This window comes from Burkholderia semiarida (genome assembly GCF_029268935.1).
Classification (GTDB): Bacteria; Pseudomonadota; Gammaproteobacteria; order Burkholderiales; family Burkholderiaceae; genus Burkholderia; species Burkholderia semiarida.
This window is the reverse complement of record NZ_JAHLCL010000007.1, coordinates 872,726-896,501: the sequence shown is the minus strand read 5'-3', so window position 1 is coordinate 896,501 and position 23,776 is coordinate 872,726. Positions and strand designations below refer to the sequence as shown.

The 23,776-nt window shown below is 66.3% G+C and carries 21 protein-coding genes; 11 read left to right on the top strand and 10 right to left on the bottom strand.

The features are described from left to right. Positions 1-56: 56 nt before the first annotated feature. From KPB06_RS17095 to KPB06_RS17055, 9 genes are all read left to right on the top strand, one after another. Positions 57-1,331: a fimbrial protein gene (locus KPB06_RS17095; RefSeq protein WP_059575730.1), complete on the top strand. Its 1,275-nt coding sequence runs from the start codon at positions 57-59 to the stop codon at positions 1,329-1,331. Between the two features lie 3 nt (positions 1,332-1,334). Then, the gene (locus KPB06_RS17090; protein ID WP_059575728.1) at positions 1,335-2,708 is read left to right on the top strand and encodes a TadA family conjugal transfer-associated ATPase; all 1,374 of its coding nucleotides are present in this window, start codon (positions 1,335-1,337) and stop codon (positions 2,706-2,708) included. Continuing rightward, positions 2,701-3,693, top strand: coding sequence for a type II secretion system F family protein (locus tag KPB06_RS17085; protein WP_275906305.1), 993 nt, complete (start codon positions 2,701-2,703; stop codon positions 3,691-3,693). The genes KPB06_RS17090 and KPB06_RS17085 overlap by 8 nt, the downstream gene beginning before the upstream one ends. Positions 3,694-3,697: 4 nt before the next feature. Continuing rightward, the gene (locus KPB06_RS17080) at positions 3,698-4,690 is read left to right on the top strand and encodes a type II secretion system F family protein (protein ID WP_060318302.1); all 993 of its coding nucleotides are present in this window, start codon (positions 3,698-3,700) and stop codon (positions 4,688-4,690) included. An 18-nt stretch (positions 4,691-4,708) separates the two neighbouring features. Further along, positions 4,709-5,551, top strand: coding sequence for a tetratricopeptide repeat protein (locus tag KPB06_RS17075; RefSeq protein ID WP_060318757.1), 843 nt, complete (start codon positions 4,709-4,711; stop codon positions 5,549-5,551). A gap of 19 nt (positions 5,552-5,570) precedes the next feature. Further along, on the top strand, positions 5,571-5,900 hold the full coding sequence (locus KPB06_RS17070) for a DUF3613 domain-containing protein (protein WP_060965982.1): 330 nt from the start codon (positions 5,571-5,573) through the stop codon (positions 5,898-5,900). Positions 5,901-5,905: 5 nt separating this feature from the next. Continuing rightward, a complete protein-coding gene (locus KPB06_RS17065; protein WP_275906177.1) occupies positions 5,906-7,969 on the top strand; it encodes a pilus assembly protein TadG-related protein in 2,064 nt (687 codons plus the stop codon). A gap of 105 nt (positions 7,970-8,074) precedes the next feature. Beyond that, the gene (locus KPB06_RS17060) at positions 8,075-9,466 is read left to right on the top strand and encodes a sigma 54-interacting transcriptional regulator (RefSeq protein ID WP_059575720.1); all 1,392 of its coding nucleotides are present in this window, start codon (positions 8,075-8,077) and stop codon (positions 9,464-9,466) included. A 54-nt stretch (positions 9,467-9,520) separates the two neighbouring features. After that, positions 9,521-10,228, top strand: a complete 708-nt coding sequence (locus KPB06_RS17055; protein ID WP_059575718.1) for a DUF2968 domain-containing protein — start codon at positions 9,521-9,523, stop codon at positions 10,226-10,228. A gap of 81 nt (positions 10,229-10,309) precedes the next feature. Here KPB06_RS17055 and hfq read toward each other — a convergent pair whose 3' ends face one another. Further along, a complete protein-coding gene (hfq, locus tag KPB06_RS17050) occupies positions 10,310-10,876 on the bottom strand; it encodes an RNA chaperone Hfq (RefSeq protein ID WP_012492570.1) in 567 nt (188 codons plus the stop codon). A 295-nt stretch (positions 10,877-11,171) separates the two neighbouring features. Here hfq and KPB06_RS17045 point away from each other — a divergent pair, with 295 nt between their 5' ends. Continuing rightward, entirely contained in the window at positions 11,172-11,453 is a 282-nt protein-coding gene (locus tag KPB06_RS17045) for a hypothetical protein (RefSeq protein ID WP_275906176.1), read from the top strand. Between the two features lie 26 nt (positions 11,454-11,479). Here the strand turns inward: KPB06_RS17045 and KPB06_RS17040 are convergent, their stop codons facing one another. From KPB06_RS17040 to KPB06_RS17025, 4 genes are all read right to left on the bottom strand, one after another. Further along, entirely contained in the window at positions 11,480-12,397 is a 918-nt protein-coding gene (locus KPB06_RS17040) for a DUF1571 domain-containing protein (RefSeq protein ID WP_275906175.1), read from the bottom strand. 29 nt (positions 12,398-12,426) lie between these two features. Continuing rightward, positions 12,427-14,181 carry an AMP-binding protein gene (locus KPB06_RS17035; RefSeq protein WP_059638784.1) on the bottom strand — a complete coding sequence of 585 codons (1,755 nt, stop codon included), beginning with the start codon at positions 14,179-14,181 and terminating at the stop codon, positions 12,427-12,429. Positions 14,182-14,338: 157 nt separating this feature from the next. Further along, positions 14,339-15,163, bottom strand: coding sequence for a TetR/AcrR family transcriptional regulator (locus KPB06_RS17030; protein WP_059575710.1), 825 nt, complete (start codon positions 15,161-15,163; stop codon positions 14,339-14,341). 216 nt (positions 15,164-15,379) lie between these two features. Then, positions 15,380-16,600, bottom strand: a complete 1,221-nt coding sequence (locus KPB06_RS17025; RefSeq protein WP_060318309.1) for an MFS transporter — start codon at positions 16,598-16,600, stop codon at positions 15,380-15,382. A gap of 279 nt (positions 16,601-16,879) precedes the next feature. Here KPB06_RS17025 and KPB06_RS17020 point away from each other — a divergent pair, with 279 nt between their 5' ends. Continuing rightward, positions 16,880-17,422: a GNAT family N-acetyltransferase gene (locus KPB06_RS17020; RefSeq protein WP_275906174.1), complete on the top strand. Its 543-nt coding sequence runs from the start codon at positions 16,880-16,882 to the stop codon at positions 17,420-17,422. A gap of 195 nt (positions 17,423-17,617) precedes the next feature. On the opposite strand, the gene KPB06_RS17015 is transcribed toward KPB06_RS17020, so the two are convergent. The 5 genes from KPB06_RS17015 to KPB06_RS16995 all read right to left on the bottom strand — a co-directional run bounded on the left by KPB06_RS17015 (position 17,618) and on the right by KPB06_RS16995 (position 23,610). Beyond that, positions 17,618-18,562, bottom strand: a complete 945-nt coding sequence (locus KPB06_RS17015) for a carbohydrate kinase family protein (protein ID WP_275906173.1) — start codon at positions 18,560-18,562, stop codon at positions 17,618-17,620. 137 nt (positions 18,563-18,699) lie between these two features. Further along, positions 18,700-19,644 carry an ABC transporter substrate-binding protein gene (locus KPB06_RS17010; RefSeq protein WP_059575703.1) on the bottom strand — a complete coding sequence of 315 codons (945 nt, stop codon included), beginning with the start codon at positions 19,642-19,644 and terminating at the stop codon, positions 18,700-18,702. A gap of 100 nt (positions 19,645-19,744) precedes the next feature. Beyond that, positions 19,745-20,782: an ABC transporter permease subunit gene (locus KPB06_RS17005; RefSeq protein ID WP_059575701.1), complete on the bottom strand. Its 1,038-nt coding sequence runs from the start codon at positions 20,780-20,782 to the stop codon at positions 19,745-19,747. A 40-nt stretch (positions 20,783-20,822) separates the two neighbouring features. Further along, a complete protein-coding gene (locus KPB06_RS17000; RefSeq protein ID WP_275906172.1) occupies positions 20,823-22,376 on the bottom strand; it encodes a sugar ABC transporter ATP-binding protein in 1,554 nt (517 codons plus the stop codon). Then, complete coding sequence (locus KPB06_RS16995; RefSeq protein WP_124657960.1) at positions 22,363-23,610, bottom strand: ROK family protein; 1,248 nt, start codon at positions 23,608-23,610, stop codon at positions 22,363-22,365. The genes KPB06_RS17000 and KPB06_RS16995 overlap by 14 nt, the downstream gene beginning before the upstream one ends. Between the last annotated feature and the right edge of the window lie 166 nt (positions 23,611-23,776).

The window sequence follows — 23,776 nt, the reverse complement described above, 5'->3', positions numbered from 1 at the left end:
AATGTCTCGCGGCTTGCGATGCAACGCCACGCCTTGTGTAATCGGGGGTGTTCGACATGAATGCGCGAATTCAATCCTTGTGTGAACCCGCCGTGACCGACTATTTCGTTTGTGCGTCGCAGCATGAGGCACATGTCCGCTGGCTGGCCGATACGCTCGTATCGGCCGGCGCGGTCGAGGCCGCATCTCTCGATCCGGGTGTGCTGGCGCAACGCATTACGGGCCTCAATCCGACGCTCGTTTTTATCGATTTCTCCGACGGCAGCGCGGCGGCGAGCATTGCCGCGGCTGCGATTCGCGCCACGCATCCGGGGCTGCCCATTGTCGCGCTGGGTTCGCTCGCACAGCCGGAGAGCACGCTGGCTGCATTGCGCGCCGGCGTCCGCGATTTCATCGACGTGTCGGCTCCGGCGGAAGATGCTTTGCGCACCACGCGCGGGTTGCTGGAGAACGTCGGCGAGCCGGCGAGCCGCCACGGCAAGCTCGTTGCATTGCTCGGCGCGCGTGCGGGCATGGGGGTGAGCACGCTCGCGGCGAATCTGGCCGTATGGTTGCAGAAGCGCTCGGTGAGCCCGGACGGGAGCGGCGTGCCGAACGGCGGGACGCCGGCCGGTCGCCAGACCGCGCTCGTCGACCTCGGGTTACCAGCGGGTGATGGCGCGTTGTTCCTGAATACGCGCTGTGAATTCCATTTCATCGATGCGGTTCACAACCTGCGCCGCATCGACAGGACCTTCGTGAATACTGCGCTGACCCGGCATGAGAGCGGCGTTGCGTTGACGACGCTGCCGGCGGATCTTGGCGCGCTGCGCGACGTGTCGTACGCGTCGTGCGCCGGTTTGCTGAACCGGTTTCGCGCATTCTTCGATCAGCAGATCGTCGACCTCGGCGGTTTTTCGAATCGCGAATTCGTTGCACAAATCACGAGCTCCGCCGACGAAGCATGGCTCGTCTGCGATCAGGGCGTCGCGTCGATCGTATCGGCGGCCGATTTGCTCACCGGGCTGCGCGATGCGGGTGTCGAGACCGATCGCATGCGGCTCGTCGTCAACCAGTACGACCCCGCGCTCGATCTGACGCCCGGGCAGATCGCGGAGCGGCTAGGGCTGTCGCTGGCCGGCACGTTGCCGTCGCGCCGCGTCGCGATCGGTCATGCGGCAAACCAGGGGCGACTCATCGTCGATATGGCGGAGCGCGATCCGTACGTGCGCGCGCTCGAGTCGCTCGCCGCGCGGCTGCCGGGCGTGTCGATTCGTCCGGCGGCACCCGGTCCGGCGTCTGGATTGTCCGCGCTGAAGCGTTTCATTCAACCCTTGTCCAAGCGGTCGTAAGCGATGGCACACGACATTCAATTTGCCGACGGCGCAGCGCCGTTCTCCCAGACTCAGCAGTTCCACGACATCAAGAATGCCGCGCACGAACACTTGCTGACGCGCATCGAAGAATTGGGCGCCGAGTTCGGCAGATGGTCCCGCCAGGCGATCAACCAGTTCGTCGATCTCGAGATCGACAGCTTCGTGCGCCTGCGCCGCATTCCGCTCAATGAAAACGAGGTACGGACGATCGCGGAGGCGCTGACGAAGGAACTCGCGGGTTTCGGCCCGATCGAGGATTTGCTGGCGGACCCGGCGGTCGAGGACATCCTGATCAACGGCTACAACGACGTGTATGTGTCGCGTCACGGGATTCTTGCCAAGCTGCCGGTGCGTTTCACCGATAACGCGCACCTGTTGCGCATCGTGCGGCGGATACTCGCGCCGATCGGTCGCCGGCTCGACGAGTCGAATCCGATGGTCGATGCACGGCTGCCCGACGGCGGCCGCGTGAACGTCGTGATCGAGCCCCTGTCGATCGATGGTCCGGTCGTGTCGATCCGAAAATTCCGCAAGGATCCGCTGAAGCCGTCCGACCTGCTTGGTAACGGGACATTCAACGAAGAGATCAACACGTTGCTTCAGGCGGCGGTCGAGGCGCGCTGCAACATTCTCGTGTCGGGCGGTACGAGTTCCGGTAAAACCTCGCTGCTCAACGCGCTCGCGTTCCATATTCCGGAAATCGAGCGTGTCGTGACGATCGAGGATACGGCCGAGTTGTCGCTGAACCACCCGCACGTCGTGCGGCTCGAGAGCCGTCCGGGCGGGTTCGACGGCACCGGTATCGTGTCGATTCGCGACTTGCTGCGCAATACGTTGCGGATGCGTCCGGACCGGATCATCGTCGGCGAAGTACGCGGCGGCGAGGTGCTTGAAATGCTGCAGGCCATGAACACAGGCCACGACGGCTCGATGGGCACGGTGCACGCGAGTTCTCCACGCGAGTGTCTGTACCGTCTCGAGATGCTTGCCGGTTTTGCAGGTTTCCAGGGCACCGAGTCGAGCCTGCGTCGGCAGATCGCGAACGCCATCGACTTCATCGTGCAGATAGGACGCCTGTCGAACGGGCGGAGACGGATTCTGTCGATCACCGAAGTGACCGGGCTGTCCGACAACATCATCGCGACCCAGGAGCTTTACCGCTATGAAGCGCGGGTGACGCCGGAGGGCGAGGAAGTCGATCACTGGGAAACCCTGGGCATTCATCCGCATTCACCGAAGCTTGCGCGCTTCCGTCAGACGCTGACGAGCGGTGGGTTCGGCGATGCCGGATTCGGTGGCGGCGGCTTTGGCGGTGGCGGGTTCGGCCGCGGCGGCGGGGGCTTCAATGTATAGCGGGATGGTATGGGCGCTGGCGCTCGCGATGCTGTGTGTCGCGGCTGCGATGATGCTGTGGCATCACGCGCAGACCCGGCGCGTACGGACCGACGCGAAGCGTTTCATCGACAGCCGGCTCGAGCCTGGCGCACGTGTCGACGCACCGGCGAAGCGTGCGCCGGCGGCTGGTGCAGTGCGTGCCGTACAGCAGCCGGGGGCGGCACGGAAGGTATCGTCGGATGCCTTTTGGGCGCACTGGTATGCGACCGCATCCGAATATCTGTCCAACCTTGCAAGTCGTGCGGGGATAGACGATGCGCGCGGCAAGGCGGTCGTCGCGCTGGCCGTGCTCGTTGCGGCTGCAGTCATTGCCGGCAGTCACGGCGGCATGCTGGCGTGTTGCGCGGCGATTATTTGCGGTAGCGCGATACTCGGTGTCTGGCTCGCGTCGCGGATCCAGCGGCGACGGCTGAAGATCGTCCGGCAGATCCCGTCGTTCCTCGATGGGATCGTGCGTCTCGTGACACTGGGCAACAGCGTACCGGCTGCTTTCCAGTCGTCACTGTTGACGACCGAGGAGCCGCTGCGCGGCTGTCTCGACGTCGTGTCGCGGATGCTGCGCGGCGGTATCGAGATCGACCGCGCCATGATGCACATCGCGAAGATCTACCGGACCGAAGAGTTTGAGCTCGTCGGGTCGGTGTTGCGTTTGTCGGTCAAATATGGCGGTCGTGCGGATGTGATGCTCGAGCGGATGGCCGTATTCATGCGCGATCTCGAGCAGGCCGAGCGTGAATTGACCGCGATGTCGTCGGAGACGCGGCTGTCCGCGTTCGTCCTCGTCATGCTGCCGATCGCAATCGGGAGCTTTGTCGTGATGACCAATCCGAAGTACCTGTACGGGATGTGGGGCGATCCGAGCGGGCGGTCGCTGCTCATGATCGCGTTCCTGGCTCAAGTGGTCGGCAGCATATGGTTGTATCGAATGGCTCGGCTCAGGTGACGCTATGACAGCAACTCAGATCGGGGCGATTGCGTTGGCCGTGGGCGCGCTCGGGGTGCTGCTCCTCGGGATGGCCGTGACGTTACGTGCGAATGCCGCGGCGCGGGCGGAACGAGCATTGGTCGATGCGCTGGATCGGCGAATGGCTGCACTGGAGGCGGCGAAAGCGCGGCCCGCGCAGGATGGCGATGCGCAGGCGAAAGCCAACGCGCGTCGCGGGCGGCGCGTCGAACGTTGGCTGGATCGCCTGTCGGCGGCAGGCATGCGCTGGCTGGACACCGGATTCGGCAAATATGCCGTCGCGGAAGAGGATCGTCGCCTGCTGGAGCAGTGCGGGTATGTCGATGCACGCACGCGTGGGCTGTTTCTGAGCGCGCGGGTGGCATGCGGGATCGTGTTGCCGCTGCTGTTCGCGATTTTCGCGAGCGGGCGCATGAAAGGCAGCATCTGGATGGTCGGCATGTGCGCTGCCTTCGGGCTCGGCTTCATGCTGCCGAAACTCTACGTGCAGCGCCGCGCCGCGTCGCGGCGACAGAGCGTCGTCGACGAATTGCCGCTACTCGTCGACATGTTGCGCTTGCTGCAAGGCGTCGGCCTGTCGCTCGATCAAAGCCTGCAGGTCGTGACGAACGATTTTCGGGGGATGCTGCCGGTCTTGTCGTCGGAGGTGGGAATCGCGCAGCGTCAGTTCGCCGCGGGCCGTACGCGCGAGCAGTCGCTGCAGCGGCTGTCCAGTGGATTCGACAACGAGGATTTGCGCGCGATCGTGCGATTGATGATTCAGGTCGACAAGCATGGCGGTGCGGTGCAGGAACCGCTCAAGCAGTTCGGCGATCGTTTGCGCGAGACGCGTCGTGCGATGCTGCGCGAACGGATCGGCAGATTGACGGTAAAGATGACGGGCGTGATGGTGCTGACGCTGTTGCCGGCCTTGCTGATCGTGACGGCGGGACCGGGCATGCTGGCGGTGATGCGCGCGTTGTCGTCGCAGCATTGAAGGATGGAAGGACAGACGATGAAGCGAATCGGCGAAGCGGTAACCCGGGCGGGCATGCTGGCGGCGGCGCTGCTGCTCGGTGCATGCGCGACCAAGGAAAGCGGGTATGGCGTCGGCGCGCAGACCGAGCGTGCGGCACTGATGCAAGCAGCAGATCAGAAGCAGTCCGTGCCCGATACGCCGGGGATGTATCTCGGTCTGATTCAGCGCATGCAAGCGCAGGGACTCTATTACGCGTCGCTCGCGCACATCGATGCATATGACAAGACATACGGTGTCATGCCGGAATCGATCCTGTTGCGTGCGGACGCGCTGCGGATGACCGACCAGCCGGCCGCAAGTGCCGCTGTGTATGGACAATTGCTGAAGACGCCGCTTGCGGCACGCGGCTATCGCGGGCTGGGGTTGCTTGCGGGCGCCGCAGGCGATTTCGACCGTGCCGTGCAGGCGCTGACGCAAGCGTCGGAGCTCGCCCCGACGGATCCGTCGCTACTGTCCGACCTTGCTTATGCGAAGTTGCGCAGCGGCGACGTCGTCGGCGCGCGAGTGCCGCTGATGAAAGCTGCCGAACTCGATCAGCGCAATCCAAAAATCGTCAGCAACCTTGTGCTGTATCTGTTTGCGGCAGGACGTGCGCAGGATGCGCAACGGCTGATGAACCAGCAGCATCTGCCGCCGGAAATTCGCAAGGACATCAATGGTGATGCCGCGAAGATTGCCGCGGCAGTGCGTGCGCAGCAGCGCGCGATCGCGACGCCACCGGTGGTGTCGCGGCCCGGCGCGACGACGGCGATCACGCCGATGGCGAACAACTTCGGTTACGACCAGACTGTGCCGCTGCTGCAACGGTTTGCGCAATGAACAGCTATCGGGGAACGATATGAACGACAACGCACACAATCGAAGCGCACGCGCGGGGCGGATGGCGGCGCTGGCCGCTATCGTCTGCATCGTAACGGGTTCTGCTGCCGCATACGGTCAAGACGCCGTGACACTGGGTGCGTCCGAGGTCGGCCGCTCGACCAAAGACTGGCTTGCGATGCAACGCGACAACCGCGCGGCGGCCCCGACGCAACCCGTATTCGGCGACGTCGCGTCGCTTGCGTACCAGCGCTATCTGGATTCGTTCAAGAACAAGATTCCGGATTCGATGAGTTCGCAGCTCGGCGCAGTGGGTGGCATGTCGGGCGGCGGGCAGGGCGCGCAATAAGCGGGATGACCATGCGCGCAGATCAATCGCACGCGGGGCGGCGGGTGAGCGCCGGCAGTCCCGGCGGAAGTCGCCAGCGCGGTGGCGTCGCGATCGTGGCGACGATCTGGACGCTGGCCGCGATCATTATCCTGGGGGCGATCGACGTCGGTCATTTCTATGCCGAAAGACGCCGGATGCAAGCGGCGGCCGATCTGGCCGCGTTGTCGGCGGTCTCTCAGGTCACGACCGACTCGACTTGTCAGGCGGCGAGGACCGCAGCCAGTCAAATCGCGAACCCCGCGACGAATGCATTGCCGGCGGGTTCGAAAGTTTCCGTGTCGTGCGGCATCTGGACCGCGCCCCAGGGCAGTGGCAGCGCGCAGTTCACACCGGTGTCGGGTGACCCGATCAGCGGAAACCAGTGCGCGGGTCTGTCGGCCGGAGCGGTCAATGGCCAGTCGATCAACGCCGTTTGCGTCACGGTGACCGAGCCGGTCGACGGGGTTTTTCGCGGTGGCGTCACGATTGGCGGATCTGCCATTGCCAAGAGCGTACCCACCGACACTTTTACGCTGACCACGTCGCTTGCAGCGTTGAACGGTGGATTGGCCAACCAATTGCTCAAGGCGCTGACCCGATCGAACGACAATGCGCTGAATCTTCAACTGGTCGACTATCAGGGGCTCGCACAAGTCAACTTGAAGCTGGCCGGCATTCTGGCCAATCTCCCGGTCGGCACCAGTACGGGCGTGCTGAACGGCACCGTGACGCTCGGTCAACTGGCCAATGCCGCGGTGCAGGCAGCGACGCAGCAAGGCGTGGCGGCGGCGAACCTGAAGGTGCTGAACGCACTGGTCATCGCCCTTTGTCCGGGCGGAGCCTGCGGCGGCCCGCAGATCGCGCTCGGTCAACTCGTTTCCGCCGCGACCGCGACGGGAAGCTCCGCCGTCAACGCCAGCGTCAATGCGCTCGGCTTGCTGTCGACGGCGTTGCAGATCGCGAACGGCACGAATTCCGTCGACATTCCGAGCGTCACGGTTCAGACGCCTACGGTGCTGTCACCGCTGCTGAACGTGACCGTCTCGGGTTCAGTCAAGTTGGGGGCCAATCCGCCGTCCACTGCGAGCGGTCAGCCCGGGCCATCGAATTGCGGAACATCCGATTGCACAACGAACACGTCGACCGCACAGGGCAACGTGTTCCTCAATACGTCGATCTCGCTGCTGTCGAGCTGCCCTACTGGCGGGTTGGTCTTTCCGGGTGGCAGTTGCCCGTCGGGTAGCGCGACGCCGCTTGCCGCCGTTCAATTGCCGATTACGGCATACGTGGCGCCCGCCACGGCCGGCTTGGCGTCTGTCAGTTGTTCTGCGAACGGTACGAAAAGCGCGACAGTGAACGTACAGACCGGCGTCGTCGCCGTCTATGTCGGTGGTTCTTCAAGTACGAAGATCAATCTCTCTGCGCCGTCGGGTTATTCGCCCGACAGCAGCGCGGCTCCGATTCAACTGGTGTCCGTCAATCTAAGCAGCCTGCTCAATCTGCTGAACCTTGGCGGGTTATCGTCCACGCTGGCGGTCTTGGTCAAGACCCTGACGCTCGGCATCGTCGACCTGAACGCAATTTCGGTCAACATCGGCCTGCGGCCCGGGCAAATGACGACAGTGCCCGTCGCTAACCAAAGTCCGACGCAGTTGCTGTTCTCGTATCCCGGGCCGCAGTCGTCCGCTGCGCCGAATCCGCCGGCGCCGTACACATTGGGCGTCGGAACGGACCAGTTTCTGCCGCCCGCAGTGACAGGCATCACGAATAATGGTCTGACCGTGTCGTTGACGCTGGGTGACAGTGGACTGCTTGCGGCGTTGAAGGCAGTTGGCATCGATCTGAGCGGAGTACTGAGTCAGGTGTTGAGTAAGCTGCTAGGTCCGCTTCTGAGCGCGCTCGGGAACACACTCGTTCCGCTGCTCCTGCAACCGATCGATTCGCTCCTGACTTCCGTCACGGGGCTCCTTGGCCTGAGCCTGGGGAATGCCTATGTCACCAACACACCGGATTCGATCAAATGCGGCGATCCCATGCTGGTTCAATGAACACCTGAACGTGCCGTTACCGAAGCAGGCGGTATGGCCGCCTGCATCCGGCTACTGGTCCGCCGCGCCACGCAACCCGTCAATTACTGAAGCCGCACCCGAAACATGAGAACCACGCCCGCAATCGAAGAGCTCGACCTGTACGTCTGGGAAGGCAAGGCGGACATCGTCGACCGTGTCGCCCGATGCATGGCGAGCTTCGACGTCGAAGTGATCCGTGCCGACAACGCGACGGTCTCGCCCGAGCGCGCCGCGTTGCGGCGGTCGCTGGCGATCATCAGCGTGACGATGATCGAAGGCGGCGCGGCATTCCTGCGCGACTGGCAGGCCAACATCGGCATGCCGGTGGTCTGGGTCGGCGCCGCGCGCGACCACGACGCGTCGCAGTATCCGCCCGAGTATTCGCACATCCTGCCGCTCGACTTCACGTGCGCCGAACTGCGCGGCATGATCGGCAAGCTCGTCACGCAACTGCGCGCGCACGCAGCCGAAACGTTGCAGCCGTCGGAACTCGTCGCGCACTCCGAATCGATGCAGGCACTGCTGCACGAAGTCGATACGTTCGCCGACTGCGACACCAACGTGCTGCTGCACGGCGAAACCGGCGTCGGCAAGGAGCGCATCGCGCAACTGCTGCACGAAAAGCATTCACGCTACCGGCACGGCGAATTCGTGCCGGTGAACTGCGGCGCGATTCCCGACGGCCTGTTCGAATCGCTGTTCTTCGGCCATGCGAAAGGATCGTTCACCGGCGCGGTTGTTGCGCATAAAGGCTATTTCGAGCAGGCGGCCGGCGGCACGCTGTTCCTCGACGAAGTCGGCGATCTGCCGCTGTACCAGCAGGTCAAGCTGCTGCGCGTGCTCGAGGACGGCGCCGTGCTGCGCGTCGGCGCGACGGCGCCGGTCAAGGTCGATTTCCGCTTGGTCGCGGCGAGCAACAAGAAACTGCCGCAGCTCGTGAAGGACGGTCTGTTCCGCGCCGATCTGTACTACCGGCTCGCGGTGATCGAGCTGAGCATTCCGTCGCTGGAGGAGCGTGGTGCAGTGGACAAGATCGCGCTGTTCAAGTCGTTCGTCGCGCAGGTCGTGGGCGCGGAGCGGCTCGCCGAATTGTCCGATCTGCCGTACTGGCTCACGGATTCGGTCGCGGACAGCTACTTCCCCGGCAACGTGCGCGAACTGCGCAACCTCGCCGAGCGCGTCGGCGTGACGGTGCGGCAGACGGGCGGCTGGGATGCCGCGCGGCTGCAGCGGCTGATCGCGCACGCACGCAGTTCGGCCCAGCCGGTGCCGGCGGAGAGCGCGGCCGAGGTGTTCGTCGATCGCAGCAAGTGGGACATGAACGAGCGCAATCGCGTGATCGCGGCGCTCGACGCAAATGGTTGGCGGCGTCAGGACACGGCCCAGCAGCTCGGCATCAGCCGCAAGGTGTTGTGGGAAAAAATGCGCAAATACCAGATCTTCGACGAAGAGCCCGAGACCCGCGAAAGCGAGTAATTAATGAGATAAAATCGCGGTGAATTACAACGACTCGGGCGGGAATAAAACTTCATGAGCCATATGACGGGGTTGGGGCGGGTGAGCATGGTGCTCGCGATGGTGGGAGGCATGCACGGCGCGTTCGCGCAAGGGCTGGCAGGCAGCGATTCGTCGGCGGTGCAGCCGGCGTCGGCGCCGGTGGCCGCGATTCCGGTGATCGACTCGCAGGCTCAGACGTCGGTGCAGCCGCAGGCCGGCGAGACGACTGGGCCGAGCACGGTCGACGACTTGCAGCGGCAGATCCAGGCGCATTCGCTGACGGAAATGCGCACGAGCTACAACGGCAGCTATGGCGCGAGCCTGCTGTTCAACGTCAAGGACGGTGCGTACTTCGTCGCGTTGTTCCAGCAGAAGGCGTTCTGGCGCGTGATCAAGACTTACGACGAAACACGGGCGGAAGCGATCTACCGCGATTTCTCGCGCCAGGCCGAGCGGCTGGCCGTCGACGAACTGCGGGCGGCGAAGCTGGAATCGCAGAAGGCGCAGATGGACAAGCAGATCGAAGTCGCGCAGAACCGCGCGCGGCGCCTGCAGGCGGACATCTCGATCGCCCGGCAGCAGCAGGCGGCGGTGGCGGATCGCCAGAAGAGCGTGCGGAGCGAAACGGCGGCGCTGCAGGCGCAACAGGCCCAGCTCCAGTCGCAACTGCGGGCGTTGCAGCAGCAGGTGCGTTCGCTGCAGCGCGAGGCCAACGCGGGCCTGCCGACGACGGCACGCTGAACGCGGTAGCGGCGGTGCGGCGACGTGCCGCGCCGGTCGTACAAGTGAAAAGGGCAAGCCGGTTGGCTTGCCCTTTTTGTTTTACTGGCCGTCCGGCACGATTCGCCGGCGGCGCGTCACGATGACCGGCCCGTTGCCGCCACGGGAATCCGACGGTGCGGCGTTGCCGGATGCGTCGCCGGTATCGCGCGGCGCGCCGTAGCTTTCGCGCGGTTCACGCGGCGCGCCATAGCCTTCGCGCGGCTCACGCGAGCCGTAACCCTCGCGCGGTTCGCGCGAACCGTAGCCTTCACGCGGCTCGCGGGAGCCGTAGCCGCCGTCGCCGCGCGATTCGCGCGGGCCGCCGTGCGAGCCGTACGGGCTGTGACCGCCGCCTTCACGGCCGCCGGGGCGACCGCCGGTGCGCGGGCCGCGGGGGCCGCCGCCCGGGCGCGAGCCGCCCGTGTCGAGCTGGATCGTGGAAATCGCACGCTTGTAGATGCCTTGCAGACCCACGGGGGTGCGCAGCATCACCAGATACTGGTCGAACGACTCGATACACCCCGTCAGACGAATGCCGTTGACGAGATAGATTTCAACACGCTTACGTTCCTTGCGCGCCGAATTGATGAAGTCGTTTTGCGGATGGGATTCTGCGGGATTGGCCATTGAGGTGCGGCAGGAGCCTGCGTCAGAGAATATGTTGTGCGTGTGTGTGGCGTGTTCGTCCACATGGTGTTTGGCGGAATTCTACCTTGTTCGATAGGGAAGCGCGCAGTCGTGATTGTGTCGAACCGTAACCCACTATAGACGTTCCCGCGCATTTTCGCGATTCGGCCGAACGGCGAAAGCCGTTCGGTTACGTCGCGTTACGACTCTCGCCGCCCCGTATCACCTTGGCGCGCACACCGCGCTTACATTGGTCGCGCGAGCCGGGCGGGCCGGCTTATCAGGGATGCGGAGCATGAACAAGACGCAAGTGGCAGGGGTGATCGGGAGCATGGCGTTGCTCGTTTCGGGCAGTGCAATGGCGGGCCATGTGGACCTGTCGGTCGGCATCGGCGTACCGGTCGCGCCGGTCTATGTCGAGCCGGCGCCGGTCTATGTGGCGCCGCAACCCGCCGTCGTCGCCTATCCGGGCTATGGGTACGGCTATTACGGCGATGACGACGACGATCGCTACCGCAAGTGGCGCAAGCACTACTACAAGCACCGGCATCGGCACCACGACGACGATGACGACTGAGCCCGAAACCGGCCGGCCAGCGCGCGTCAGAACGCGTAGTCGGGGTTTTTCGGGTCGAATGCGGTGTCGTCGAGCGGCGCCGGCGCGATTTTCTCGATGACGATCCGCTCGAAGATTCTGCCGTCGTTGTCATAGGACTCGACGGTCCGGAAATAGGGTGCGTGCAGATCGAGCCCCAGCACTTCCTTTTTCGCATAGAACTGCGGCCGGCCGGTCGGCGTTTCGTAGGTGAGCGCGACGACGCGCACGCCGCCGATCGTCCTGGCTTCGACATCCGTCGGGCGCTGCACGCCGGCTTCCAGGTATTTCTTCCCTTCGGCCAGGTACAGGTTCGCGATGAATTCGGTGCCGAGGTCCTTCACCTGATGATTCGACTGGGCGCGCGCCAGCGCGCCGTCGATCGCCGTCCATAGCGGAATCTTGCCGAGCAGGCCGCCGAGGTGGCCATACATCTCGTCCTTGCGCTGGGTCGTATCGTAGATCGTCTCCTGTCCGGCATGCGCGCCGCCCGGCAGCCATTTCGCATACACGCGCAGCGGTTCGCGGGTCGTCTTCACGAGCATGCGGTCGGGCGTGTCGGACCATTTTCCGCCGATGCGCTCCTGGCGCACCATCGTGAACTGGTAGGACGGATAGCCGTTCGGGCCGTTGCGGATGTAAAGCGGCACGGCGAGCGGGTCCAGCGCCTTGAAGAGCGCCGTGAGCGTCGCGTCGTCGAGTTGCGCGAGCGTGCCTCGCTGGGCCGCCGCGCGCAGCCAGCGCGCCTGTTGCGCGAGCGGCTCGTGCGTGACCTTCGCGAGGTCTGCCGGCAGCGCGACTTCCTGTGCCGCGCTCGCGGCGCCTGCCGTCTCCTGTGCATGCAGTCCTGCCTGTGCGAGCGACAGCACGCCCGCGATGGCTGCCGCCGCGGCATGCCGCGCGCGGCGTTTCATTCCTTCGTTCATCGACGGCGTCTCCCGGAGCGATGGATCGTTCAGCTCTGCTTCGCGGCATTGAGTTTGGCGAGTTCCTCGTCGCGCAGCGCGCGGCGCAGGATCTTGCCGACGTTCGTCTGCGGCAGTGCGTCGCGGAACTCGACGAATTTCGGCATCTTGTAGCCGGTCAGGTTCTTGCGGCAGTGGGCGAGCACGTCCTCGGTCGTCAGCGACGGGTCGCGGCGCACGACGAACACCTTGATCCGCTCGCCCTGTACCGCGTCCGGAATGCCGATCGCCGCGGCCTCGCTGATGCCGGGATGCATCACGAGCACTTCCTCGATCTCGTTCGGATACACGTTGAAGCCCGACACGAGGATCATGTCCTTCTTGCGGTCGATCAGGCGGATGAAGCCGCGCTCGTCCATCACGCCGATGTCGCCGGTGGCGAGCCAGCCGTCGGCATCCAGCACCTTGGCCGTCTCGTCGGGGCGCTGCCAGTAGCCGCGCATCACCTGCGGGCCGTGCACGCACAGCTCGCCGGGCTCGCCGATGGCGGCCCAGGTGCCGTCCTCGCGGCGAAAGCGCACGAGGGTCGACGGCGCGGGCAGGCCGATGGAACCGCTGAACGCGGCCATGTCGTTCAGGTCCACGGGGTTCATCGTGACGATCGGCGAGCATTCGGTGAGGCCGTAGCCTTCGACCACCGGCCGGCCCGTCACTTGCTGGAAGCGCTCCGCGACCGCGCGCTGCATCGCCATCCCGCCCGCCATCGCGAGCTTGAGCTTCGAGAAGTCGCGCTTGCGGAATTCCTCGTTGTCGAGGAACGCGTTGTACAGCGTGTTGATGCCGGTGATTCCCGTGAACGTTTCATGGCGGATGATCTTCATCACCATCTTCATGTCGCGCGGGTTCGCGATCAGGATGTTGCGTCCGCCGAGCCCCATGAAGATGAACGCGTTCACCGTCAGCGAATAGATGTGATAGAGCGGCAGCGGCGTGAGCACGGTTTCGATCTCGCCCGACACCTGGTCGGCGATCCAGGCCTTCGCCTGCAGCAGGTTCGCGATCAGGTTGCCGTGCGTGAGCATCGCGCCTTTCGCGACGCCGGTCGTGCCGCCCGTGTACTGCAGGAACGCGAGATCGTCGCGCGTGGTCGGCACCGGCTGCGGCTTGCCGCGCGCGCCGAGCGCGAGGGCGGAGCGCAGCCGGATCGCCTGCGGCAGGTGGTAGGCCGGCACGAGCTTCTTCACGTGCTTCAGCACGAAATTGATCAGGCGTCCTTTCGCGTTGAAGCCGTCGGCGAGCAGGTCGCCGAGCGCGGTGACGACGATGTGCTTCACCTGCGTTTCGGGCAGCGCGTCCTGCAGCGTGCGCGCGAAGTTCTCGAACACGACGATCGTCTGCGCACCGCTGTCCTTCAACTGGTGCGCGAGCTCGCGCACGGTATAGAGCGGATTCACGTTGACGACGATCGCACCGGCCTTCAGCGCGCCGAACAGCGCGACCGGATACTGGAACGTGTTCGGCAGCATGATCGCGACGCGGTCGCCGGGCTTCACGCCGAGGCTTTGCAGATACGACGCGAACGCGTCGACCTTCCGCGCGAGCGTGCGGTAGGTCATCGACGCGCCGGCGCTCACGTAGGCGACGCGCTCGGCGAAGCGGGTCGTGCATTCGTCGAAGAACTGCACGAGCGACGCGTATTGCGTGACGTCGATCTCGTGCGGGACGCCGGGCGGGTACGACGCGTACCAGATGCCGTCGGTGTTCGGCGGAAGCTGGGCCGAGGTGGGTGCTGCGGAAGATGACATGACGTGTCTCCGGTCTTGGCTCTCGGCGAGGGCCGCGCGTCAGCGCGTGCCCATGCCCCGTGCTTCGCGGCCGGCCGGCGCGGGCGTCTCGACGCCGCGCCTGACCGCGCGTATCAATCAAATCGCGAACAGGCAGCCGCGCGTTGGCCTCGCGCGCTCAGTTCGTGGAATGCAGCGTGGCCGTCTCGGCGGTCGTCGCCGCGCACGACTGCGGCAGCCCGAACGCTTCGCTTGCGCCCGCGTCGTCGAGCACGGCCGCGAAGATCGACAGTTGCGCGCTGTCGGGCATCGGCGCCTTCAGTGCGGCGACGATCAGCGACGACAGCCGCGCGATCATCTGCACGTCGTTCATCGTGCGGCCTTGCGAGAATTCGTCGATCAGGCTTTCCGTTTCGGCGCCCGCGAGCGCGCCGGACAGCGCGCCGATCGCGAAGTGCAGCCGCCAGCCGAGCTCGGTGCGCGGCAGGTGCGGCAGCGCGCGCTGGAAGGCGTCGAAGAAGCGGCCCGCGACGCTCGCGTAGTGCGCGGTCAGGAAGTTGCGCACGAACGGCGAAGGGTCGGTGTATGCGCGGCCGATCAGCCGCAGGAACCCGGGCCCGCCGCGTTCGGGGTTGCGCGACGCCTTCAGCGCCGGAATGAACATCGCGCCGAGCACGTGCTCGCAGGTGATGTGCGCACCGAGCTGCGCGTCGAAGCGGTCGAGGATGCCGAGGCGTTCCTGGTTCAACTGATCGAGCCGGCGCGACAGCATCGCGTGAATCAGCGCCTCCTTGCTGCCGAAGTGGTAGTTGACCGCGGCGAGATTGACCGCCGCGCGCGACGTGATCTGCCGCATCGACATCGCCTCGAAGCCATGTTCGATGAACAGATCCTCGGCCGCATCGAGAATGCGGGCCTTCGTCCCGCCGGTCTGCCGCGTGCCGGATGACCGTGCCCCGGACGGCCGTCCCGAAGATGGCCGCCCCTCCTGACTTACTGCCATGTTCCGCCTCCCATGCCGGTTTCCCGGCCGCGAACAGGTGATTTTGATTGTTCGATTCAAACAGTCGTTTTTATTAAGATAAAAAAACGCGGGTGGAGGGGGCAAGCGCGGAATCTGGACCAATTCCTCTAGTTCGATGTGCAGGTGCGGAAAGCGCGGCATCCGCTCGCGGCCGGGCGGGGCGCGAGCGATGATGCGGTGCCGCAACATGCGGGTTCACGCGACCGTGCTACGCGTATTGACCGATTGCGTCATGTCGATGCCGCGCCGTTCGCGGCTGAACAGGATCAGCACCGCGATCGCGACGGCGACGATGCCGGCCACGAGCGCCAGCGCGAAGCCGTAATTGTTGTCGTTCGACACGGCGAGCGACGCCTGCATCGTCGCGTTGCCCGACGCGAGCAGGTTGCCGAGCTGGTAGACGACGCCGGGGAAGGTCGCGCGGATTTCGTCGGGCGAGATCTCGTTCAGGTGAACCGGTATCACGCCCCACGCGCCCTGTACCGAGATCTGCATCAGGAACGCGCCGGCGGCGAGCGCGATCGCGCCGCTCGAGAACGCCCACAGCGGCAGCACGGGCAGCGCGATCAGCGCGGCGATGAAGATCGCGCGGCGCCGGCCGATCCGCTCCGAGATCGCGCCGAACGCCAGGCCGCCGACGATCGCGCCGACGTTCAGCACGATCGTGATCCATGACACGGTATGCGGATCGAAGTGATGCTGTTCGCGCAGGAAGGTCGGATAGAGATCCTGCGTGCCGTGCGAGAAGAAGTTGAATGCGGTCATCAGCACGATCGCGTAGAGCGTGAGTTTCCAGTTCTGCTTCAGCGTGGCGCCGAGGCTCGGGCGCGCTCGCTTCTCCATCTGTTTCCACGCCGGCGATTCGGGCACGTGCGCGCGCACGTACAGCACGAGCAGCGCGGGCAGCACGCCGACCATGAACATCCCGCGCCAGCCGATGTATTGGTAGAACAGGCCGAACACGACCGACGCGAGCAGATAGCCGCTCGGATAGCCGGCCTGCAGCAGCCCGGACACGACGCCGCGCGCGTGGGTCGGCACGGTTTCCATGGTCAGTGCGGACCCGACGCCCCATTCGCCGCCCATCGCAATGCCGAACAGCGCGCGCAGCACGAGCAGCGCGGTCAGGCTCGGCGCGAAACCCGACGCAAGTTCGAGCAGCGAATAGCACGCGATGTTGACCATCAGCGTCGGGCGGCGACCGAAGCGATCGGCGAGCCGGCCGAAGATCAGCGCGCCGAGCGGGCGCATCGCGAGCGTGAGCGTGAGCGCGAACGCGACGGCGGGGATCGTCGATGCGAATTCAGCGGCAATGTCCTTCAGCACGAAAACCATCAGGAAAAAATCGAACGCATCGAGCGTCCAGCCAAGGTAGGCGGCGATCGTGACGTTGCGTTGCTCGCGGGTCCAGCTCATGTCCGGGTCTCCTCGTTGGCTTGCGCGCTCGCGACAGGCATGCGGATGCCGGCCCGCTCGCGCGCGGTGCGGGCGCACTGATCGAGTGTAGGCTTGCGCACCGCGCGACGTGGGGCGCGATACGCCCGAATCGGGAATAATCCCTACGAAATGCACTGTTTCGGAAACGGAAACGGCACCGCGCGAGGCACGCGTCAGGTGCCTGTATCATTCCGGAAGGCTTTTTGTATCAGTTCTGTAATGCATTCGATGCGCATCGTCACCGAATCAGGAGTCCGGATGAACGACCATTCCGCCGCCCCGTTGCCCGTGCTCGAAACCGCGCGGCTGTGGCTGCGTCCACGTGTGCTGGCCGATCTCGATGCATGCCTCGAGATGGATCGCGATCCCGAGGTCACGCGGCATATCGCGGGCCCGTGGCACGACCCCGTCGAGCATCGCCGCTTCGTCACGCACCGGATCACGCGCGATTATCCGCCGGGCCTCGGTTACTGGTCGATCTTCGAGAAGGCCGCGCCCGAGGTGTTCGTCGGCTGGATCCTGCTGATTCCCGACTACAAGGACGGCTCGCGCGACGTCGAGATCGGCTGGCGGCTCGTGCGGGCGACGTGGGGGCGCGGCATCGCGAGCGAGGCCGCGACGGCCGTCGTGCGGCACGCGTTCGATACCTTGCGCCTGCCGCGCGTGATCGCCGATATCGCGGAGGCCAACGGCGGCTCGCTGAACGTGGCGCGCAAGCTCGGCATGCGGCGTGTGAGCGTCGTGCACGATGGCATTCCTTACATTCGTCATCGCCTCGAACGCGACGATTTGCGCGCGTAGCGCGGCGTCGCGCACGTGGCGGATGTCGGAGATCGTCAACCGGATGCGTATCGCGGTCGTGACGGATTAACGGCTCGCGCGATCACGCGTAAGGCGCTGACGGGGCTCGAGGACGATCCGCCCCGACGCCGACTCGCCGCAGCCCGATCATTTCGCGGCGCTCGACGCACCGCCCGCGCCGCGCGTCGGCGCCGTCTATTGCGAAAGCGCGGCGCCGACGCTGGCGCCGGTGCGCTCGATCATGCCGGCCACTTCCGCGGCCGTCGGCGCATAGGCGCCCGCATGCTCGCAGACGACGGCCGCGCAAGCGGCCGCGTAGCGCAGATGCTCGGCGGCCGACGCGTCGGGCCGGGCGAGCTGGCTCGCGAGCCAGCCGCCGATGCTCGCGTCGCCACAGCCGACCGTGTCGGCGACCTCGGTCGGGAACGCGGGCTGGAACAGCACGGTATCGCGATGCAGCAGTTGCATGCCGGCTGCGCCGCGCGTGACGAGCATCGTCGCGTCGGGCGCCCATGCACGCAGTTGCGCGAGCGCGGCCGCTTCGTCGAGTTCGGGAAAGAGCCCGCGCAGGTCCTCGTCGGATACCTTGATCCAGTCGGCGAGCGCGCTCAGCCGGCGCAGCGTGTCGCGGTACGACGGCGCGGCCATCGGCGCGCGGAAGTTCGGATCGAACGAGATCCGCTTGCCGGCCGCCCGCGCGGCCTGCGCGACTTCGATCAGGCGCGACGCGAGCGGCTCGCGCACCACGCCGAGCGAGCCGACGTGCACGATGTCGGCCGCGTCGAAGGCGCCGGCCGGCAAGTCGGCCGGATCGAACGCGAGATCGGCGCTGTTTTCGCCGATGAAGAAATAGTGGGGCGGCTGCTTCGACACGACCATCGCGAGCAGCGGTGCGCGGTCGACCTGCCGGATGAAGCGCATGTCGAGCCCCGCGTCGGCGCTCTTGCGCATCAGCTCGTCGCCGAAGGTATCGCGGCTGACCGTGCCGGCAAAGGCGGTCGGCGCGCCGAGCCGCGCGCCGACGCGCGCGACGTTCCAGCACGAGCCGCCGGCGATGCTGCGCCAGTGCTGCGCGTCGTCGCGGATGAAGTCGGTCAGCGCTTCGCCGAACACGATCAGGCGGGGAAACGTCGTCGTCATGGGGAAACCTTGTGCCGCGGCATCGCACGCGGCCGTACAGCGGTTGATCTGAACAGGCGGGCAGTGCCGGCCGTCGCGCGCGCAGACGCGGCCCGGCACCGCCCGGCCTCGCGGGCGGGCGGGCGCGGGCGCCGCGATCAGCGCGGGGAGCTCCAGCCCTTGTAGGTCTTCACGTTGTCGCGCGTGACGAGTGTCGGCTCGATCAGGATCATCGGATTGGCCGGCTTCTGGCCGTTCATGATCCCGTAGCCGACGTTGACGGCCTGCTGCGCCATCGCCCACGGATCCTGGCTCGACGACGCCTGCACGAGCGTGTTCGACTTCAGCGCCACCTCGATGTCGGGTGCGCCGTCGACCGACGTGATCACGATGTTCGGGCGGTTCAGCTGCTTCGCCGCGAGATCGGTGCCGATCGCCTGCGGGTCGTTGATCGTGAATACGCCGTCGAGCTTCGGAAAGCGCGTCAGGTAGCCCTGCATCGCATTCATCCCGCCTTCGCGCGAGCCCTTGCCGTCCTGGTCGCTCGACAGCAGCTTGATGCCCGGGTTCTTCGCGAGCACGGTCTTGCAGCCGTTCACGCGGTCGATCACGGCCGACACCTGCGGGCCGTTCTCGATGATCACGTTGCCCTTGCCGTTCAGCTTCTTCGCGAGGTAGTCGCACGCGAGTTCGCCGGCCTTCACGTTGTTGGTCTGCACGGTCGCGTTCGCGCCGGCCGCCGCGACGTCCACCGCGACGACCGTGATGCCGGCCGCCTGCGCCTTCTTCACCGCCGGCTCGATCGCCTTCGGGTCGGTCGCGTTGAGCAGGATCATGTCGACGTGCGCGGAGATGAAGTTGTCGATCTGCGTGAACTGCTTGTTCAGGTCGTAGTCGGCCGATACGGCCGTGACTTTCGCATTCGGGTTGAGCTGCTTCGCGCGCGCTTCGGCGCCTTTCACGATCGTGACGAAGTACGGATTGCCGAGCGACCCGACCGTGACGCCGATTGATTTCAGCGGCTTGTCGGCTGCCTGGGCGGCGGTGGCGCCGAAGGCGAGTGCGCAGGCGACGGCGGTCAGGGCGGCGGTGTGCTTGAACATGTCGTTGTGTCTCCGAGAGGTCTGTTGGCGAACGGACGCAGGAGGACCTGCCTGCGCCGCGATGGTGGAACGGTAAGGAATGCGCGGTGAGGCAAGCGTGTCAGGTACGGGCCGAGTCGCGCTGGCGATAGCGGTCGAGTGCGACCGCGCCGATGATCACCAGCCCCTTGATGATGTACTGCCAGATGTCGGACACGCCGAGCAGCACGAGGCCGTTGGTCAGCACCGCGATGATCAGCGCGCCGATCAGCGTGCCGACGATCGAACCGACGCCGCCGACGAAGCTCGTGCCGCCGAGGATCACCGCGGCGATCGCATCGAGCTCGTACGACTGGCCGAGCTGCAGGCCGTTGGCCGCATACAGGCGCGCGGCCGACATCACCGCGCCGAGGCCGGCGAGCAGGCCCGACGCCGCATACACGAACATCTGGATCGCCCGCACGTTGATGCCCGACAGGCGCGCGGCTTCCGGGTTGCCGCCGACCGAATAGATGCGCATCCCGAGCACCGTGCGGCGCAGGATGAACCACGAGATCGCGATCACTGCGCACGCGATCACGACGAGCCACGGCACGCCGAGGATCGAGCCGTTGCCGATGAACGCGAACGGCAGTTGCGGATTGAACACGGTCGTGTCGTTGCCGATCAGGCGCGCGACGCCGCGTACGGCCGTCATCGCGCCGAGCGTGACGATGAACGGCGGCAGGCGCAGGAACGAGATCAGCCCGCCGTTGATCGCGCCGAACACGAGGCCTACGGCGAGCGCGAACGGCACGCCGAGCCAGCCCCAACCGGGAATGGTCGACGCGATGAGCGCCGCGACGGCCGCGGCGGCGAGCACCGAGCCGACCGACAGGTCGATGCCGCCCGTCAGGATCACGAACGTCATGCCGGCGGCGAGCACGATGTTGATCGACGCCTGCTGCGTGACGATCGACAGGTTCTGCCACGTGAAGAAGCCGTCGGTCAGGAAGCCGAAGCCGACGCACAGGACCAGCAGCACCGGCAGCATGCCGGCCGTGCGGATCAGCGATTGCATGCGGGCGCGATGATCGGCGCCGCGCATCAGGGGCGTGCGGTTGGCGACCGGTTGGGCGGTCGCGGAAGCGAGGTTCCGCTGCTTGGTCGGGTTGATCATTTCGGTAGCCTGAAGGTAAGAGTGAAATGAAAAGGGCGGCTCAGTGCGCGTCGGCCAGTTCGGCCTGCGAGCCGGTGGCGAGCGCGATGATCGCTTCCTGCGTGATCGGCGTATGCGTGTGTCCGCCGAGTTCGCCCGCGATCTCGCCTTCGCGCATCACGAGCACGCGATCGGCGACGCCGATGATTTCCGGCAGCTCGCTGGAGATCACGATCACGCCCACGCCAGCGCGGGCCAGTTCGTTGATGATCCGGTAGATCTCGGATTTCGCGCCGATGTCCACGCCGCGTGTCGGTTCGTCGAGGATCAGCACGCGCGGCTTCGTCTCGAGCAGGCGCGACAGCAGCACTTTCTGCTGGTTGCCGCCCGACAGCGCGCCGACGTTGACGTTCGCGTGCGGGACGCGGATCGACAGCGATGCGATGGCGTCGCGCGCACGTTCGGCGCCGCGCGCGAGGTCGAGCGCGCCGAGCCGGGCATCGCGGTTGCACACCGAGATGTTGATGTTGTCGCGCACGCTCATGTCGAGGAACAGGCCCTGGCGCTTGCGGTCTTCCGTCAGGTAGACGAGGCCCGCGTCGATCGCGTCGCGCGGCGAGTGCGCGCCGAACGTGCGCTCGCCGAGCTTCACGTCGCCGCGCACGCGCGGCTCGGCCCCGAAGATCAGCCGCGCGAGCTCGGTGCGGCCCGCGCCGACGAGCCCCGCGATGCCGAGCACCTCGCCTGCGTGCAAGTCGAGGCTGCAGCCGCGCACGCGCGCGCCGTCGGCGATGTCGCGGACCGACAGCAGCAGGTGGCCGGGATCGTACGGTGCGTGTTCCTTCTTGTAGAAACCGGAGATGTCGCGGCCGACCATCATCCCGACGAGCCGGTCGGCCGACAGCGCCGCGCGCTCCAGCGTGCCGACGTACGTGCCGTCGCGCAGCACCGACACGCGATCGGACAGCTCGTAGATCTCCGCCATCCGGTGGCTGATGTAGATGATCGCGAGACCTTCCTCGCGCAACTGGCGGATCAGTCGGAACAGGTGTTCGGTTTCGCGCGACGACAACGGCGTGGTCGGCTCGTCCATCACGAGGATCCGGGCGCGGGTGTGCACGGCGCGCGCGATTTCGACGAGCTGCTGTTCGGCGATCGACAGCGTGTCGACGAGCGTGTCGGGCCCGAACGGCGCGCCCAGGCGCGCGAGCACGTCCTGGCAGCCGCGCGCCATCGCCGCGCGGTCGATCGTGCCCCAGCGCCGGTTGCCGCGGCGCAGTTCGCGGCCGACGTAGATGTTTTCCGCGACGGTCAGGTTCGGCGACAGGCACAGCTCCTGGTAGATCACCGCGACGCCGGCATCGCGCGCGGCGAGCGGGCCGTCGATGTCGATGCGTTTGCCGTCGATCAGGATCTCGCCGCCGGCGTCGGCGCGGTATGCGCCCGACAGGATCTTCATCAGCGTCGACTTGCCTGCGCCGTTCTCGCCCATCAGCGAATGGATCTCGCCCGGATAGACGGTCAGGCTGACGTTGTCGAGCGCGCGTACGGCCGGGAACGTCTTGCTGATCCCGCGCATTTCGAGCAGCGGACGGGGCGACTCAGATCGCGACATGGTTGACCTCCTGCGAGTCGGTGCGGGCGCCCTTGAGGATGCCGGCCCGCGGGGAGAAGTTGAAAAACATCGGCAGCGTGGCGGCGCCGATCGCGCCGGCGTCGGCGCCGAACGTGCCGCGTACGAGCACCGGCGTGCCGCGCGCCTCGGGCGCGGTGGCCACGAGCGCAGCGCGCAGGCGGGTCGTGACCGCGTCGAGCAGGCCCGCGTCGGTGTCGGCATCGATCACGACCACCGGTGCGTCGATCACGCACAGGACCGCGCGCAACGCCGGCGCGAGCGCGTCGACGCAGTCGTCGATCCATTCGTCGACGGCCGGCAGGCCGCGGGCGATGCATGCTTCGAGATCGGCGCGGTTCTCGACCGTCTCGCCGTGATGGCGCAGGTGGCGCACGAGCGCATGCAGCGATGCGCGCGCGAGCAGGATGTCCCACGGGCCGCGCGGCGGCGGCGCGGAGGCCAGCCGGCTCGGCGGCACCGGAATCACCGCGATGTCGCCCGCATTGCCGGTCACGCCGCGCAGGCAGTCGCCGTCGATCGCGATGCCGCCGCCGATCGCCGGCCCGATGAACAGGTAGACGAAGTCGTCGCACTGCCGGCCGTACCCGTAGAACAGTTCGGCGATCGCGGCCGCGTTGCCGTCGTTTTCGCCGAACACGGGCAGAGACAGCGTGCGGCCGAGGTCGGCCGCGAAATCGACGTCTTCCCAGGCGTGAAACGTGTCCGGCGCGAGACCGAGCTCGCGCATCCACGCGCCGAGGTTGTACGGCTGCGCGACGCCGACGCCGGTCAGGCGCGCGCGTTCATGGTCGGGGAGCAGGGCCTGCATCGCGTCGATGTCGCGACGCACGATTTCGAGCACGTCGGCGGGCGGGGGCAGCAGCGTGTCGTGCGAGCGGCGGCCGAGCACGTCGCCGGCGAAGTTGACGAGCGCCGTCTCGATGCGCATGCGGTCGAGATGGACGCCAATGCCGAACGCGCCGCGCGGATCGAGACGGATCAGCGAAGCGGGTTGGCCGCGCTGGCCTTCGGTGCGGCCGGCGAATTGGATCAGCTTCGCGTCGGCGAGCGATGCGATGATGCTGCCAACCGCCGTACCCGTCATGCTCGCGAGACGGGCGAGATCGGCCTTCGATGCGCTGCCCGCGCGGCGCAGCGTCTTCAGCAGCAGGCGCTCGTTGTAACGGCGCACGTTGGCCGAATTGCTTCCCTGGCCGAAGTGCGGGCTTCTCATGGCGTCTCCTTCCATGGCGCGCCGTGCGGCGGCGCATTAAATAAATCACGTTGATTTATTTAACCGCGTGAGCGGCGACCTGTCAGCCTAGGGAAATCCCGGTTGCGGCGGGGGAAGGCGCGCCGGGCAGGGCACGCGCGGCTCGCCGCGAGGCCGGGAATTTCGG